This is a genomic window from Pseudarthrobacter sp. alpha12b (assembly GCF_054130495.1).
Genome location: NZ_CP196746.1, coordinates 687,687 through 702,697 on the forward strand (window position 1 = coordinate 687,687; position 15,011 = coordinate 702,697).

Consider the following 15,011-nt stretch of genomic DNA (forward strand, 5'->3'; position numbering starts at 1 on the left):
CAACGAAAGGGTCCTTCACACAATGTGAAGGACCCTTTCGTTGTTGAGCGTCAGGAACGGGGGGCCGAGTACATTTCCTCGATGACGGTTTCGAAATCCTTCATGACCTGCGCCCGCTTCACCTTCATGGACGGGGTCAGGTGGCCGGAGGCTTCCGTGAAGTCGGCCGGGACGATGCGGAAGGACTTGATGGCCTCGGCCTGGGAAACGGATGTGTTGGCTGAGGTGATCAGGTCCTGCACTGCTGCTTTGACCACCGGATTACCCGCAGCCTGCTCCAGCGTGGTGTCTGCTGGGAGCCCGTGGCGCTGGAGCCAGCCAGGCAGGGCTTCCTGGTCAAGGGTCACCAGGGCCCCGATGAAGGGCCTGTTATCGCCCACTACCAGGACCTGCGACACCAGGGCGTCGGCGCGGATCTGGTCTTCAAGCAGGGCAGGGATGACGTTCTTTCCGCCGGCGGTAACGATGATTTCCTTCTTGCGGCCGGTGATCCAGACAAAACCTTCGTCATCCAGCCGTCCGATGTCCCCGGTGTGGAACCAGCCGTCGGTGAATGCATCGGCGGTGAGGTCTTCCCGCCTGAAGTAGCCCCGCATGACGCAGACTCCCTTGGCCAGGATCTCGCCGTCGTCGGCAATTTTCACGGCGTTGCCCGGCAGGGGCTTGCCCACTGAGCCAATCTTGATCCGGGACGGGGTGTTCACCGTGATGGGGGCGGTGGTTTCGGTGAGGCCGTAGCCCTCCAGCACCTGCAGCCCAATGCCTTGGAAGAAATGGCCCAGCCGCTCGCCAAGGGGGCCGCCGCCGGACACTGCGTGGGCTACGTGCCCGCCCATGGCGGCCCGCAGCTTGCCGTAGACCAGTTTGTCGAACAAGGCGTGCCGGAGCTTCAGGCCCAGCCCCACCCGGCCGTCCTGGCGGGCTTTGGAAAACGCGATGGCGGTCTCGGCAGCCCGGTGGAAGATAGCGCCCTTGCCGCCGTCCTCGGCCTTGGTCAGCGCCGAGTTGTAGACCTTTTCGAACACCCTGGGCACCGCGAGGATGAATGTCGGTTCGTAGCTCTGCAGATCGGCCAGGAGGTTCTTGATGTCGGGAGTGTGGGCCACTGTGGTTCCGGCCGCCATGGCCAGCACCGAGATGAAGCGGGCGAACACATGGGCCAGTGGGAGGAACATGATGGTCTTGGCGTTTTCATGGACAATTTCGCCGATGATGGCCAGGGCGTTGTCGGAGAGCTCCACGAAGTTGCCGTGGGTGAGTTCGCAACCCTTGGGCCGTCCCGTAGTCCCCGAGGTGTAGATGATGGTGGCCACGTCCTGGAGTCCCGCTGCGCTGCGGCGGGACTCCAGCTCCTCGTCAGTGACGCCGCGGCCCGCCTCGCGGAGGCTGTCCAGCCCCTGGCCCTCGAGCTGCCAAACGTGCTGCACGTCCGTGAGGCCTTCGGCGGTGACGGCCTGGCGGATGACGTTCTCGTGGTGGGCGGACTCGCCGAAAGCGGCTACCGCACCGGAGTCACCAAGGTTCCAGGCCACCTGGGAAGGGGAGGAGGTTTCATAAATGGGAACGGAAACCGCTCCTGCGAACCAGATGGAAAAGTCCACGAGTGCCCACTCATAACGGGTGCGGGACATGATGCCGACGCGGTCACCTGCGCCGACCCCGCTGGCAATGAGCCCTTTTGCCAGCGCCGTGACGTCGGCCAGGAACTCGGTGGCGGGCACGTCGCGCCAGGTGCCAGCAGCATCCAGGCGCGAAAACAGTGCCGGGTTGCTGGCCTTGCCCGCCTGCCGCAGCACCAGGTCGGTGATGTTGGTTTCGGGTGGGACAACAACCAGGGGCGGAACACTGAATTCGCGCACTATAGCTCCTTTGATATCCGAAGTCCCGCGCAGGGGTTTGCCTAAAGACTAGTACCCCGGACGGAACAGTGCAGTACACAAACCTACTGGCGAGTAACTTAGCCGTCAATGGACGGGGCATGGGGCGCTGTATGTCAAGACAATCCTGCCGCCCGCCTAGAATGGTGGACTATGTACGGACCGTTGCCCGGCGATCAGGCCGGCCCCCTTGGAAGAGCGGCTCCCTGGCGCCGCCGCCCCGCCAACCACCGCGCCGGACAGCTGCGCGGAGGTGTCGGCGGGCACCTGCGCCTTGGCCGCAAGGGGCTGGCGATCGGAATCGATATCGGGGGTACCAAGGTAGCCGCCGGTGTGGTGGACGCCGAAGGCCGGATCCTGAGCGAGGCACGCCGCTCCACGCCGGGAACGGATCCGCGGGCGGTGGAGCAGGTCATCGTGGAGTTGGTGGAGGAGCTGGGCCGGGGGCACCGCATCTGGTCCGTGGGCATCGGCGCTGCCGGGTGGATGGACCTGGCCGGGGGAACCGTCCTTTTCAGCCCCCACCTGGCCTGGCGCAACGAACCGTTGCGGGAAAACCTCCAGCGGCTCCTCCGCCGGCCGGTACTGCTGACCAACGACGCCGACGCTGCAGCGTGGGCTGAATGGCGGTTCGGCGCCGGTCAAGGGGAGGACCGGCTGGTTTGCATCACGCTGGGCACCGGCATCGGCGGCGCCATGGTGATGGACGGCAGGGTGGAACGCGGCCGGTTCGGCGTGGCAGGGGAGTTTGGCCACCAGATCATCATGCCGGGCGGCCACCGCTGCGAATGCGGCAACCGCGGATGCTGGGAACAGTACGCCTCCGGCAACGCTTTGGGGCGAGAGGCCAGGCTCCTGGCCCGGTCCAACTCGCCGATGGCCCAGGACCTGCTGGCAGCCGTGGACGGACACCCCGAAGCCATCACCGGAGCCATCGTGACCGAACTGGCCCTGGCAGGAGACCCGGCTTCGCGGGAGCTTATCGTGGAAGTCGGCGAATGGCTGGGGCTCGGGCTGGCAAACCTGGCAGCGGCCCTGGACCCGGGCCTGTTCGTCATCGGCGGTGGGCTGTGCTCGGCCGGTGACCTGCTGGTGGAGCCGGCCCGCAAGGCGTTTGCACGTAACCTGACGGGCCGGGGATTCCGCCCGGCCGCCGGGATCGAGTTGGCGGCCCTGGGCCCCAACGCGGGCCTCATCGGCGCCGCGGACCTTTCGCGCGTCAGCAGCCGCGTCCGCAATTGACGACGACGGCGGGCCGGCTGCCAGGGCAGCTAGACCCTGGCGCCGTCGTCGTCGCCGTTCTTTTCCTGGGGAAGCTTCATGATCAGGTACACGGTCGCCAGCACGAACACCGCAACGATGCCGACGATGGCCAGCAGGGGCGCTGACCGCCAGAACATGGCGGAGAGCAGCAGTGCCACCGGCCCACCCACTGCCCCGAGCCAGGCGAGCATGGTCAGGGGGTCTGTGCCGGCCAGGCTGGGCGGCTCCTCCGGCACGAACTCGTCGTCGCCGTCGTCCACGTCATAGTCCCTGGGCCCCTCGGCAGCCCCTCCCGTTCCAGGCGCGTCCGGCCCGCCCCGCGCGTCCGGCGGGCGTTCCGCAGCGGACATTTCGCCTGGCGGCATCCCCGCCAGTCCCAGGGGATCGAAGTCGCGGAAGGAGGGCGGCGCCGGCGATTCCGGCGCCACTGCAGCCGTACCGCCGGTGAACTGTTCCCCAGGGGCGGGGGAGTCGGGGCGAATGGCCACGGTGTCCGATTCGAGCCGTGCCACCAGGTCCAGCCAAACGGCGTCGTCCTGGTTGGCGCCCTGGTCCGGCTGGCCGGAGTCAGGCCTGTTCACTGCGGACCTCCCGTCCCGGCAGCGCCGGGCCGGCGGGCGCGGCCTGCAGTACGCGCCGGATGAAGTCCACCGACCCCTCGAAGATGCGGTCGGCGTCGTTATCCAGGGTTGCCACGTGGTAGCTGTTCTCAAGCCGCACCACTTCGAGCGGAGCGTGCGTCAGTCCCCGCCGGAGGACGTCCATGCTGGCATCCGACACCACATGGTCCACGGCGGAGCGGTAGGCCTGCACAGGTGCGGTAACGCGGGGAAGGAGCCGGACCGTGTCCCTGAACATCTTGTTCAGTTCATGGGCAGCGGCCACGGGCGTGCGCGCGTAGGCGCCTTCATCCATCCCGGCCTTGAGGATGTCGTTTCCGATGGACGGGGTGCTCTTCAGCACCAGCTTGAGAATGCCGGCCAGCGGCGCGCGTGGATCGTCAATCACCAGCCCGGGGTTCACCAGGAGCACTCCGGCGACAGGCCGGGTGGCGGCAATGCGCAGGGCCAGGGCCCCGCCCATGCTCAGGCCGGCGGCGAAGACCTGGTCGCATTCGGCGTCCAGTTCCAGGAAGGCGTCATCCAGGGCGCCGTGCCACTGCTGCCAGCGGGTGCGGGCCAGGTCCTGCCAGGTGGTCCCGTGGCCCGGCAGCAGCGGCATCCGGACGGCGAATCCGGCTGCGGCGAATGCCGCGGCCCAGGCGCGCAGGCCATGGGGGCTTCCCGTGAAGCCGTGGGACAGGACCACCCCCGTGCGGGGCCCTTCGCCGCTGAAGGCACTGGTGAAAGGGCTGTGATCCGGGCCGGAGGTCATGGCATCTCCAAGGTGCTGGTGCTGCGGGCGTGATCGGCGACGAATTCTCCCGACCTGGCGAAGATGGCGGGCGCGTCAACGTCCAGAGTAGCCACATGTCCGCTGCTGGCAAGGTCCACCACTTCCGCGAGGTTCGCGCCCAGCCCCTTTCGCAGCAGCGCCAGTGATGTTGGCGGAACCACGGCATCGGTACGCGACTTGAAGACCTGGACGGGGGCGCTCACACCGGGCAGCCCCCGCACCGCTGCCCCGAACAGTTTCTTCAGCTCATGCACTGCGGCCAGGGGAGTCAGTGAGTAATCGCCATCATCAGTCGCTGGTGCCCCGGTCTGGTCCTCCTGGATGGGCACCGTGGTCCGCTGGAAGTATTTGAGGAGCCCGATAATCCGCACCCGGCGGTCATAGAAGCTCAGTCCCGGGTTGACCACGCTGACCCCTGCCACCCGGTGGCGGGATGCAGCGAGCAGGGCGATGGCACCGCCCATTGACAGGCCCGCGGCGAAACAGGAATCCGTCCGCCCGGCCAGCTCGAGAAGGGCCCTTTCGTAGCTCCGGTACCAGTCCTTCCAACCGGTCAGCGCAAGCTGGCGCCAGTCTGTTCCGTGCCCCGGCAGCAGGGGAACGGAGACCGCGTACCCCAGGTCCGCCAGGTGCTGCGCCCACGGCATGACACTCAGGGGACTTCCCGTGAAACCGTGGCAGATGGCCACCCCGATGCGGGCGTTGGCGCCGTGGCCTGGATAACTGAAAGCGGCCGGACGGGACGGGTGGCTGCTTTCAGTCATGACTCCATCGTGTCACTGTTCCAGCCAAATCTCACTAGAGTAGGGTTGCATTGAATCGCTGGCCAGGCCCGATGCGGGGCCTGGAGGCTGCCTTCCGGAGAGGTTCACCACGTGTTCTATTGGGTCATGAAAAGGATCTTCCTCGGTCCAGTGATTAAGCTGCTTTTCCGGCCCTGGGTCAAGGGCCTGGACAACATTCCGGCGCAGGGGGCCGCCATCATTGCCTCCAACCACCTGTCGTTCTCCGATTCCATCTTCATGCCGCTCATGGTCAGGCGGCCGGTGGTCTTCCTCGCCAAGTCGGAATACTTCACAGGCACCGGCATCAAAGGCAGGCTGACGGCCGCGTTCTTCCGCCTCACCAACCAGCTGCCCATGGACCGCTCCGGCGGCGCCGCCTCCGCAGCGTCCCTGAACGCCGGGATGGAAGTACTAAACGCAGGCGGCCTGCTGGGCATCTACCCTGAGGGCACGCGAAGCCCGGATGGCCGGCTGCACCGCGGCAAAGTGGGCGTGGCCAGGCTGGCGCTGCAGGCAGGCGTCCCCGTAATCCCCGTTGCCATGATCGGCACCGATAAGGTCCAGCCCATCGGCAAGCGGCTGCCCAATATTCGCCGGATCGGCATGATCTTCGGCGAACCGCTGGACTTCAGCGAGTACCGGGAGCAGGCTGAGGACCGGACGGTCCAGCGCAAGGTCACCGACGAGATAATGTCCCAACTGCTACGGCTTTCCGGCCAGGAGTACGTGGACGAATACGCCGCAGTGGTGAAGCTGCGGCTCGCCGGCAAGCCAGAGGAACCGCGGGCTGCAGCCGAGCCCCTTGCCGCCCCGGCGGCCTCCGACGGCGAATTCGTCCAGGACTCCGGTTCCGGCAGCCCGGCCCCAGGACACCCTGGCATGGCGGACGACGCCGGCACAACAACCACGGGATAGCGGAACCTTCCGCTGGACGCGCCGAAGTTGTGACGGGGACAGCGGGCAGCGTGACGGCCCGGTGCCCACCGCTGCCACCCTGCCGTTAGTCTTAGAGGGTGACTGAGCTATCTGCAAAACCAGCCTTTTCTGTGTCCAGCACCGCCCAGAGCGGAGCGGCCAACTATCCCGGACTGGACCACTGGCGGGACCTTCCCATCTCCCAGCAGCCCACCTGGCAGGACCGGGATGTATTTGAGGCTTCCGTAAAGGAACTGTCGGTCCTTCCGCCGCTGGTGTTTGCAGGCGAAGTGGACGTGCTGCGTGAGCGGCTGGCTGCTGCCGCCCAGGGTAAGGCGTTCCTGCTGCAGGGCGGCGACTGCGCCGAGACATTCGAGGCCGCCACGGCGGACAAGATCAGCGCCCGCGTCAAGACCATCCTCCAGATGGCTGTGGTCCTCACCTACGGTGCAGCAATGCCGGTCATCAAGATGGGCCGGATGGCAGGCCAGTTCGCCAAGCCGCGCTCCTCCAACGACGAAACCCGTGACGGCGTGACGTTGCCCGCCTACCGCGGCGACATCGTCAACGGGTACGAGTTCACGCCCGAATCCCGGGGCCATGACGCCGCCCGCATGCTCCGCGCGTACCACACGTCGGCCTCCACCCTGAACCTGATCCGGGCCTTCACCCAGGGCGGCTTCGCGGATTTGCGCTCCGTGCACCAGTGGAACAAGGGGTTCACCGAAAACCCCGCGCACGCCCGTTACGAATCGCTGGCCCGCGACATTGACCGTGCCATCAAGTTCATGGACTCCTGCGGCGCTGACTTCGAAGCCCTCAAGCGGGTGGAGTTCTTCGCAAGCCACGAGGCCCTGCTGCTGGATTACGAACGCGCGCTGACCCGCATCGACTCCCGCACCGGCTTCCCCTACGACACCTCGGCGCACTTCCTGTGGATCGGGGAGCGTACCCGCGGACTCGAGGACGCCCACGTCGATTTCCTCTCACGGGTACGCAACCCCATCGGGGTGAAGCTGGGCCCGTCCACCACCGGCGATGACGCACTGCGCCTGATCGACAAGCTGGATCCGGACCGCGAGCCCGGCCGCCTCACCTTCATCACCCGCATGGGCGCCGGCAACATCCGCGAAAAGCTGCCTGCCGTCGTCGAGAAGGTCACCGCTTCCGGCGCCCAGGTCCTGTGGGTCACCGACCCGATGCACGGCAACACGGTCACCTCGCCCAACGGGTACAAGACGCGCAATTTCGACGACGTCATCGACGAAGTGCGCGGCTTCTTCGAGGTGCACCACGGCCTGGGGACGGTGCCGGGCGGCCTGCACGTGGAGATGACCGGCGACGACGTGGCCGAGTGCCTGGGAGGCGCGGACCCGATCGACCAGGATGCCTTCCTGGATCGCTACGAGTCCGTCTGCGATCCCCGGCTGAACCACATGCAGTCGCTCGAAATGGCCTTCCTCGTGGCCGGCGCGCTCGCCAAGCACTAGGACTGAAGCCCTGTTGCACCATGGGAAAGGGTGGGCCGGCGGCGCCGGCCCACCCTTTCCCTTGCATGATGTGGCTATACCACGGTGATGGTGATGACGGAGCCCTCCGGTACCTCCCGGTTCACCGGTGACTGGTCCCGCACCGTGCCGAAGAAGCCGCCAAGGATGTTGTTCACGCGGACCTGGAAGCCGAGTGCCTCCAGCGCCTTGCGTGCTTCGGAGGCCTGCTTGCCGATGTAGCTGGGGACCGCCACCATCCTGGGGCCCTTTGAAATAGTAAGGGTGACCGTGGCGTCCCTGGTAAGCGTCCCATTGGCAGGGGACTGGCTGACGACGGCGCCCTCCGGAACGTTTCGGTCGAACACTTGGTCGGGGGCTACTTCGGCTGTCAGGCCTGCTGCCTCAATCGCGGCCACGGCGTCGTCCTCGGCCTTCCCCACGACGGACGGAACGGGAAGGGGCTGCGGCCCCTTGGAAACGACGATTCCCACGGGAGTGCCGTGCCGGGCGGGAGTTCCGGCAGCCGGGTCCTGGGACAGGACCGATCCGGCTGCCGCTTCGTCGTCGAATTTTTCGGTGACCGTGCCCAGTGCCATCTCTGCTGCGTTGAGGGCGGTCTTCGCTGCATCCAGGCTCGCGCCGGTCAGCTTGGGCAGGGGGAAGAGTTGGGGGCCCTTTGACACCAGAAGTGAGACGGGCTGGAACTTGCGTATTTCCGTCCCCGCACCGGGTTCGCTGCCCACCACGAGTCCGGTGGGTACGTCGTCGTCGAAGACGTCGCTCGTGGTGGAGCGGAAGCCCACCCTGTCAAGCAGCTGCTGGGCCTGGGCCACTGTCTTGTTGGCTACTGCAGGGACGGCGGCAGCGGCGCCGGGTCCCATGCCGAAAAACCAGCCAGCGCCCGTTGCCAGCAGGGCCGCGAGGATGAGGATCACGACCCATACCAAGCCGCGGCGGCGCGGGTTGCCGCCCCGAAGCGTACGCACCGGTGTGGCAGCCGCCGCAGCACGCTGTTTCTCGCTCTCCCTGTCCGCCTTTCGCTGGGCCCGCTTGCCCAGCCGCGGCGGCGGGGGAGACCAGCCGCTGTCGGCGTCGTCGTCGTCGGGAACTGTAAGTCCTGGCCGCTGGTGGTGGGCCGCATGCGCCGTTGGTGCCCCTTCTGCGGCGCGCTCCTGCGCCGTTGGGTACTGCCCGGGCGGGTAGGCGGGCGTAGCCGGCCGGGAAGGAGGCATCAGCGTTGTTGGATTGCTGGCGCGGCCCAGGACCTCGGTCTGGTGCCGGGACACGGCTGCCGCCGCGGCCGGCGGCTGCAGGTCCAGCTCCGCATCCGTGAGGTTGGTCCGGATGTGGCGCAGTTCCTGGAGCAGCGAGTTGCCGTCCACCGGCCGGTTCTCGGGATCATTGGCGGTGCACCACTGCACCAGTTCATCCACTTCGCCGGCCAGCCGGGGAACCAGGTCCGACGGCGGCCCCACCGTGCCGTTGACATGCTGGTACGCCACCTGGATGGGCACTTCACCCTCGAACGGCTGCCGGCCGGTCAGCATTTCATACAGCATGATGCCCACGGAATAGACGTCGCTGCGCGCATCTGCGGGCTTGCCCAGGACCAGTTCCGGCGAGATGTAGGCCACTGTTCCGATCAGCGCCCCGGTGCTCGTTGAGCTGGTGACGGCCCGGGCCAGTCCAAAGTCGCCGATCTTGATCCGGCCGTCGTCGGCGATCAGGACGTTTTCGGGCTTCACGTCCCGGTGGATGAACCCGGCCGCATGGGCTGCGCCCAGTCCCTCCACCACGGGATCAATCAGTGCCAGCGCCAGCCGGGGCGGCAGTGCACCCCTGTCCCTGAGGACGTCCCTAAGGGTGTGCCCCTTGATGTACTCCATGACGAGGTAGGCGGTGTGGCCGTGATTGCCCTGGTCCAGGACACCCACTACATGGGGATGGGACAGGCGCGCGGCGGCCTTGGCCTCACGGCCCAACCTGCCCAGGAAGTTTTCATCGGCTGCGAGGTGGGGGTGCAGCACCTTCAGCGCGACCTCGCGGTCCAGTCTTTGGTCCACGGCCAGGTAGACAGTGGACATCCCGCCACGGGCAAGCCTCGAGATGACTGCATAGCGGTTGTCCACCAGCGTCCCTACAACTGGGTCTGACACGTGTTCCTGCACCTTACGATCCTAATCCCGCAGCAAAACGCGTCCGAAATGAAAACGGGTCCGAACCGGTAACGGTTCGGACCCGCAAACATGTATCCGTCAGTGGCCGGGGCTCAGCTGAAGTTCTTCTGGTGGGCTTTGATGGCTGCCAGGTACGCCTTCGTGTCGTCGTACATTCCGTACTTGCTCACCGAATACTGGCCCTGGTAGTAGCCGGCAATAGCGGTGTCCTGGTCCTTGCTGGTGGCCAGCAGCTGCCGGATGATGGCCACCCCGGCCGTGGCATTGTCGTACGGGTCCAGCAGGTTCAGCTTCCGCCCAACCAGGTCCGACGCCCACTGCCCGGAGCTGGGAATAACCTGCATGGTGCCGATCGCGTTGGCCGGGGACACGGACCGCTGGTTGAAGCCGGATTCCTGGAAAGCGAAAGCCAGGGCCAGGGACGGATCCACCCCCATGCGGCGTGCCGTGTCGGCAACGATGTTCTTCATTTCATCCCGTGAAGGAACGGGCGAAGCGTTCAGCAGGGCCTTGTTTTCATTGGCGGAGCTGACAACGGCGGCCGGGTAGCTGAACCCCAGGAAGGAACTGGGCACCAGCGGAGCGGCAGCCGGCTGGGGTGCTGCCGCGGGCTGCGCGCCGGCCTGGCCGGAGCCGCCGGGAATCACGAGTTTGCTGCCCGGGTAGATGACCGTGGTCATACCGAGCTTGTTCGCGGCGAGCAGGTCCGACAGCTTAACGCCATGGCGGGACGCGATGGCCGACAGCGTATCGCCGGCTTTGATGGTGTAGGAACCTGTTGCCGGCGCCGACGTGTTTGCCAGCGCAGGTGCCGGTGCGGCCGCTGCCGGGGCCGGCGCTGCGGGGGCAGGGGCGGAGTCGCCGCCGCCCACCTTGACCTTCTGTCCCGGATAAATGATGGAGCGCATGGAGAGGTTGTTCCAGGCGAAGACGTCCGAAAGGGACACATTGTGCTTTGCGGCGATGGCACCAAGGGTGTCACCGGGCTTCACCGTGTAGGTTGCCCCGCTCGCAGGGGCCGGCGCTGCGGGAGCAGCGGCGGGTGCGGGGGCTGCGGGAGCCGCGGGCTCCGCCGAGCCGGAGAGCTTAATCTTCTGGCCGGGGTAAATGATGGTGTTGGCCTGCAGGTTGTTCAGCTTCAGGATGTCCCCGGTGTCCAGGCCGAAACGGCCGGCGATCGCGCTGACGGTGTCTCCGCGGACAATCGTGTACTCCGCGGGCGCCGCAGGCTGCGCGGGCTGGAAAGCTGCGGGGATGGTGGTGGAGACAACGGCGGCGGGGATTACCGTGCCGGCCGCCTTCGCTGCGGCCTGGGCCTTCATTGCTGCTGCCAGGCTGCTGGGAATGCTCCGGGCGGGCTGCTGTGCAGTGGCCGGCTGCGCGAGGGCCAGGGATGACAATACGACCGCTGGCAGCGCCGCTGTGGTGGCGGCAATCATCGGCAGACTCGGCTTGGGGGGCTGCTTGGGCGAGCGGGACATCGTCATCGGAAAGAATCCTCTTCTCAACTGCGGGTGCGGACGCGGGCGGGGATGCCGCTGTCAATCTTGATACTACTGTGACTTAAGTTATTAGTGTTACAACTGTGATGAATGTGAATCTCTCACGAATTCGCGATTAGCACAAGAATTTGGAGATTCCCCGTAATGGCTTCTTTTCGGGAGTGTCCGCAGGCCAGGGGCAGTGGGGATTGACTGGACTAGGCGCCAGAGCGGGCAGCGTGGCAACCTTGATCCGTGAGTAATGTAGAAAACCTCGTGGGCGAGTGGTTGCCCCTGCCCGACGTCGCCCGTTTATTGGATGTTTCAATCACCAAAGTGCACAGCCTGATTGACGAGCGTTCCCTGGCGGCGCTGCGCGTGGGGGACCGCAAAATCCGCTCGGTTCCTGCGCAATTCATCCAGGACGGCCAGGTAGTGGACAGTCTTAAGGGGACCATCGTGGTGCTGGCGGATGCCGGCTACTCAGACGAAGACCTTATTGTGTGGCTGTTTACCGAAGACGACTCATTGCGCGGCCGCCCCATAGATGCCCTGCGGGAAGGCCGCAAGACGGAAATCAGGCGCAGGGCCCAGACCCTGGCCTGGTAACAGCCCGCTTCAGGAGGCTCGGCTGACAGTAGCCTCGGCCAGCCTCCGCAGGGCGGTTTTGGGCAACTCTTCCAATTCAAGCCCGTCAAGTGCCTCAAACGCGGCGGAGCCGAATTCGCTAATAAGGACTTCAGTCGCCTGCAGCGCTCCGGAATCCTCGATAATCCGCCGGATCTCCAGGATGTCAGCGTCCGAAAGGTCCGGGCTGCCCAGGCTGGCATCGATGAAGGCCGACTCCTCCGGCGAAGCCTGGTCCAGTGCGAGGGCCACCAGAACCGTCCGTTTTCCTTCGCGCAGATCATCGCCTGCGGGCTTGCCGGTGGTCAACGGATCGCCGAACACGCCCAGGACGTCGTCGCGCAGCTGGAAGGCTTCGCCGAGCGGAAGGGCGAATGCCGAATAGCCCCGGAGCAGCTCATTGGAGGCTCCGGCCAGGGCTCCGCCCAAGGCCAGGGGGTGTTCCGTGGAGTACTTGGCGCTCTTGAAGCGGATGATCGATTGCGCCCTGCCGACGGCACCGGCCCGGTCCCGGACCGGACCTGCTACTTCTTCCAGGATGTCCAGGTACTGGCCGGCCATGACCTCTGCACGCATGAGGTTGAAGATCAGACGTGCCCTGCTTCCCGATGCAGCCCGCTCGCCGATGTCTGTGAACGCTTCCTCGCTGAAGGACAGGCAAAGGTCGCCCGCAAGGATGGCAGCAGCCTGGCCAAACCGTTCGCTGTCCAGCGCCCAGCCCTGCGAGGTGTGCAGCTGGCTGAAGCGGCGGTGCACGCTGGGGCCGCCACGCCGGGTATCCGAACGGTCAATGATGTCATCGTGGATCAGGGCGGCCGCTTGGAAAAGCTCAAGGGCAGCACCGGCCGTAACCACCTGGCTGGCCCCGGCCTCGCCGCCTGCACCCCGCCAGCCCCAGTAGCACATCAGGGCACGGAGGCGCTTTCCGCCGGTGACCAAATTGGATATCGAACCCATGATCGGCTCTATGTCCGGGGAGATGCCGGACATCACGGACTGCCGTGCGGTCAGGAAACCCGTAAGCTCACCGGCCACCCCTGCGACAAAGTCGGCCTGCTCATTCCTCAGCTGCTCGGCGGCCGTCACTTTGCTGACTCAGCTGCCACGTTGGCACCGATGGTGAAGGTGGAAACGCCGGCGGCTTCAACCACGGAGAGGTTGACGGTCTCGTTGTCACCGCGGACGAAATCCTTGGAGGCCACACCGCCAACGTTGTCCCCGGGTACGGCCTTGAAGCCCTGGCCCTCCAGAGCCTTGCTGTAGAAGTCGACGACGGAAGCGGTGGGAGCCGTAACAGTCCCCACGAGTGCTGCCGTTGCTGGGGTGGAGGCCTTGTCAAAGCTGCTGGACACCACTGTTGCCCCGGTCATCAGCGGGAGGAGCTGCTGCGGGAAGCCCGCCACTACGGCGCCCACTGTTGCGGAGGTATTAGGCGACGCCGATGGGCTGGGTGAAGCTGTCAGGGTGGACTGGGTGGCGGCAACGGAAGCGGACTGGGATGGCTCGGCTTGTCCGGACGGGGTTTGGCTGCAAGCCGCCAGGACCAGTGCCCCAACGGCAGCAAGCGCGGCCAGGCCAGCTGGCTTGAAGTATCCGATAGCCGTCACGAAGACTTTCCTCCTGGTGTTGTTGGCGGAACCAGCCTCCAGTTTAGCCAGCCTGCAATGCTCTCCTGACAAACGGTACGTTCCCCATAAACCGATAGGATTGCAGCCGTGGGGCCCGCAGGTATGAACCAGGCATCCGCCGCGCGCCTTCCAGGCCGGCGGCGCACGTGCATCATGCACGTGGACATGGACGCCTTCTTCGTCTCGGTGGAGCTGCGGACGCGCCCCGAACTTCGCGGCAAGCCAGTGATCGTCGGTTTCCCGGGGGAGCGTTCGGTAGTCCTCTCAGGGTCTTACGAGGCACGGGCCTTTGGGGTTAAATCTGCGATGCCCATGGCCGTGGCTATGCGGATGTGTCCGCAGGCGGTGGTGATTGAACCGCGCCACAAGCTCTACTACGAGGTGTCCGGGCAGCTGATGGCCATCTTCGAATCCATCACGGGACTTGTTGAGCCGCTCAGCGTTGACGAAGCCTTCCTGGACGTCACGGGAGCACTCCGGCGGCTCGGGCCGCCCAGGGGAATCGGTGAGCTCATCAGGCGCCGGGTCGCGGCGGAACTTGGCATCACGGCTTCCGTGGGCATCGCGGAAACCAAGTTTGTTGCCAAGATCGCCTCCACCCGGTGCAAGCCGGACGGGCTGCTTCTCATAGGGCCGGACCAGACCGTACCTTATCTGCACAGCCTGCCCGTGGGTGCCCTTTGGGGTGTGGGTGCCAAGACCAAGGAGGTCCTGGCAAAAATGGGAATCAGCACCGTGGCGGACGTGGCCGCAACCCCGGTGTCCTCGTTGAAGAAGGTCCTGGGCGCAACGGGAGAGCACGTCCACCAGCTTGCGTGGGGCATCGATCCCCGTCCCGTAACGCCGGTGAGGCTGGAAAAGAGCATCGGAGCCGAAGAAACCTTTGCCGTGGACACCTCCGATGACGCCCTCCTTCGCCGGGAACTGCTGCGGCTTTCCCACCGCACCGCGGGCCGCCTGCGGAGTTCCGGGATGGTGGCCCGGACCGTGGCGCTGAAGCTGCGTTTCGCCGATTTTTCCACCATCACGCGCAGCAGGACCGTCCAGACCCCGGTGGACAGCGCCCAGCTGATTTATGCAGTGGCACTCCAGCTCCTGGAGTCGCTCGGAACCAGGGCCATGGCCGTGCGGCTGGTGGGCGTCAGGGCCGAGCAGCTTGAGGAAGCGGCCCGAACCTCGCTCCAGCTGAGCATTGACCGCCGGGACGATAACTGGCGCGCGGCCGAGCAGGCACTGGACGACGTGGCGCGCAAATTCGGCAACAAGTCGGTCATGCCCGCCCGCCTGATGGAGCCGGAAAACCGGTCCGGGGACAGCACGCAACGGCCCGCCTGACGGGGGCCGCCAAAGTCATTGCCGTCTTTCAGATCAGC

General features: G+C 66.0%; 13 protein-coding genes. 5 read left to right on the forward strand and 8 right to left on the reverse strand.

All coding sequences use genetic code 11. From position 1 onward, the window contains the following. Nucleotides 1-50 precede the first annotated feature (50 nt). A complete protein-coding gene (locus ACTAQI_RS03075) occupies nucleotides 51-1,859 on the reverse strand; it encodes an AMP-dependent synthetase/ligase (protein WP_457949483.1) in 1,809 nt (602 codons plus the stop codon). 171 nt (nucleotides 1,860-2,030) lie between these two features. Between ACTAQI_RS03075 and ACTAQI_RS03080 the strand changes: the two genes are divergently transcribed. Beyond that, nucleotides 2,031-3,119 (forward strand): ROK family glucokinase, encoded by a 1,089-nt coding sequence (locus ACTAQI_RS03080; RefSeq protein WP_457949485.1) that lies wholly within the window; start codon nucleotides 2,031-2,033, stop codon nucleotides 3,117-3,119. A gap of 29 nt (nucleotides 3,120-3,148) precedes the next feature. On the opposite strand, the gene ACTAQI_RS03085 is transcribed toward ACTAQI_RS03080, so the two are convergent. The 3 genes from ACTAQI_RS03085 to ACTAQI_RS03095 are packed head-to-tail and all read right to left on the reverse strand — an operon-like array spanning nucleotide 3,149 to nucleotide 5,299. Further along, a complete protein-coding gene (locus tag ACTAQI_RS03085; protein ID WP_457949486.1) occupies nucleotides 3,149-3,721 on the reverse strand; it encodes a hypothetical protein in 573 nt (190 codons plus the stop codon). Beyond that, the gene (locus ACTAQI_RS03090; RefSeq protein ID WP_457949488.1) at nucleotides 3,708-4,514 is read right to left on the reverse strand and encodes an alpha/beta hydrolase; all 807 of its coding nucleotides are present in this window, start codon (nucleotides 4,512-4,514) and stop codon (nucleotides 3,708-3,710) included. Before ACTAQI_RS03090 ends, ACTAQI_RS03085 begins: the two co-directional genes overlap by 14 nt. Then, a complete protein-coding gene (locus ACTAQI_RS03095; protein ID WP_457949490.1) occupies nucleotides 4,511-5,299 on the reverse strand; it encodes an alpha/beta hydrolase in 789 nt (262 codons plus the stop codon). Before ACTAQI_RS03095 ends, ACTAQI_RS03090 begins: the two co-directional genes overlap by 4 nt. A 111-nt stretch (nucleotides 5,300-5,410) precedes the next feature. On the opposite strand from ACTAQI_RS03095, the gene ACTAQI_RS03100 reads away from it, so the two are divergent. Next, entirely contained in the window at nucleotides 5,411-6,235 is an 825-nt protein-coding gene (locus ACTAQI_RS03100) for a lysophospholipid acyltransferase family protein (protein WP_457949492.1), read from the forward strand. Nucleotides 6,236-6,333: 98 nt separating this feature from the next. Further along, nucleotides 6,334-7,725, forward strand: coding sequence for a class II 3-deoxy-7-phosphoheptulonate synthase (locus ACTAQI_RS03105; protein ID WP_457949494.1), 1,392 nt, complete (start codon nucleotides 6,334-6,336; stop codon nucleotides 7,723-7,725). Between the two features lie 74 nt (nucleotides 7,726-7,799). On the opposite strand, the gene pknB is transcribed toward ACTAQI_RS03105, so the two are convergent. Both pknB and ACTAQI_RS03115 read right to left on the reverse strand, forming a co-directional pair. Beyond that, nucleotides 7,800-9,893: a Stk1 family PASTA domain-containing Ser/Thr kinase gene (gene pknB, locus ACTAQI_RS03110; RefSeq protein ID WP_457949496.1), complete on the reverse strand. Its 2,094-nt coding sequence runs from the start codon at nucleotides 9,891-9,893 to the stop codon at nucleotides 7,800-7,802. Nucleotides 9,894-9,994: 101 nt separating this feature from the next. Then, nucleotides 9,995-11,389: a LysM peptidoglycan-binding domain-containing protein gene (locus ACTAQI_RS03115; RefSeq protein WP_457949498.1), complete on the reverse strand. Its 1,395-nt coding sequence runs from the start codon at nucleotides 11,387-11,389 to the stop codon at nucleotides 9,995-9,997. Between the two features lie 249 nt (nucleotides 11,390-11,638). Here ACTAQI_RS03115 and ACTAQI_RS03120 point away from each other — a divergent pair, with 249 nt between their 5' ends. Beyond that, nucleotides 11,639-11,992 (forward strand): Rv2175c family DNA-binding protein, encoded by a 354-nt coding sequence (locus ACTAQI_RS03120; RefSeq protein WP_457949500.1) that lies wholly within the window; start codon nucleotides 11,639-11,641, stop codon nucleotides 11,990-11,992. A gap of 9 nt (nucleotides 11,993-12,001) precedes the next feature. Here ACTAQI_RS03120 and ACTAQI_RS03125 read toward each other — a convergent pair whose 3' ends face one another. After that, nucleotides 12,002-13,096, reverse strand: a complete 1,095-nt coding sequence (locus ACTAQI_RS03125; protein WP_457949502.1) for a polyprenyl synthetase family protein — start codon at nucleotides 13,094-13,096, stop codon at nucleotides 12,002-12,004. After that, on the reverse strand, nucleotides 13,093-13,617 hold the full coding sequence (locus ACTAQI_RS03130; protein ID WP_457949504.1) for a hypothetical protein: 525 nt from the start codon (nucleotides 13,615-13,617) through the stop codon (nucleotides 13,093-13,095). The genes ACTAQI_RS03125 and ACTAQI_RS03130 overlap by 4 nt, the downstream gene beginning before the upstream one ends. A gap of 123 nt (nucleotides 13,618-13,740) precedes the next feature. Here ACTAQI_RS03130 and dinB point away from each other — a divergent pair, with 123 nt between their 5' ends. Further along, nucleotides 13,741-14,973 (forward strand): DNA polymerase IV, encoded by a 1,233-nt coding sequence (gene dinB / locus ACTAQI_RS03135; protein ID WP_457950977.1) that lies wholly within the window; start codon nucleotides 13,741-13,743, stop codon nucleotides 14,971-14,973. Nucleotides 14,974-15,011 lie beyond the last annotated feature (38 nt).

Excerpts from the sequence above, each read along its gene's own strand:
- ACTAQI_RS03115 (WP_457949498.1), bottom strand. The coding sequence starts at position 11,389 with ATGACGATGTCCCGCTCGCCCAAGCAGCCCCCCAAGCCGAGTCTGCCG.
- dinB (WP_457950977.1), top strand. The coding sequence starts at position 13,741 with ATGAACCAGGCATCCGCCGCGCGCCTTCCAGGCCGGCGGCGCACGTGC.
- ACTAQI_RS03095 (WP_457949490.1), bottom strand. The coding sequence starts at position 5,299 with ATGACTGAAAGCAGCCACCCGTCCCGTCCGGCCGCTTTCAGTTATCCA.
- ACTAQI_RS03090 (WP_457949488.1), bottom strand. The coding sequence starts at position 4,514 with ATGACCTCCGGCCCGGATCACAGCCCTTTCACCAGTGCCTTCAGCGGC.
- ACTAQI_RS03080 (WP_457949485.1), top strand. The coding sequence starts at position 2,031 with ATGTACGGACCGTTGCCCGGCGATCAGGCCGGCCCCCTTGGAAGAGCG.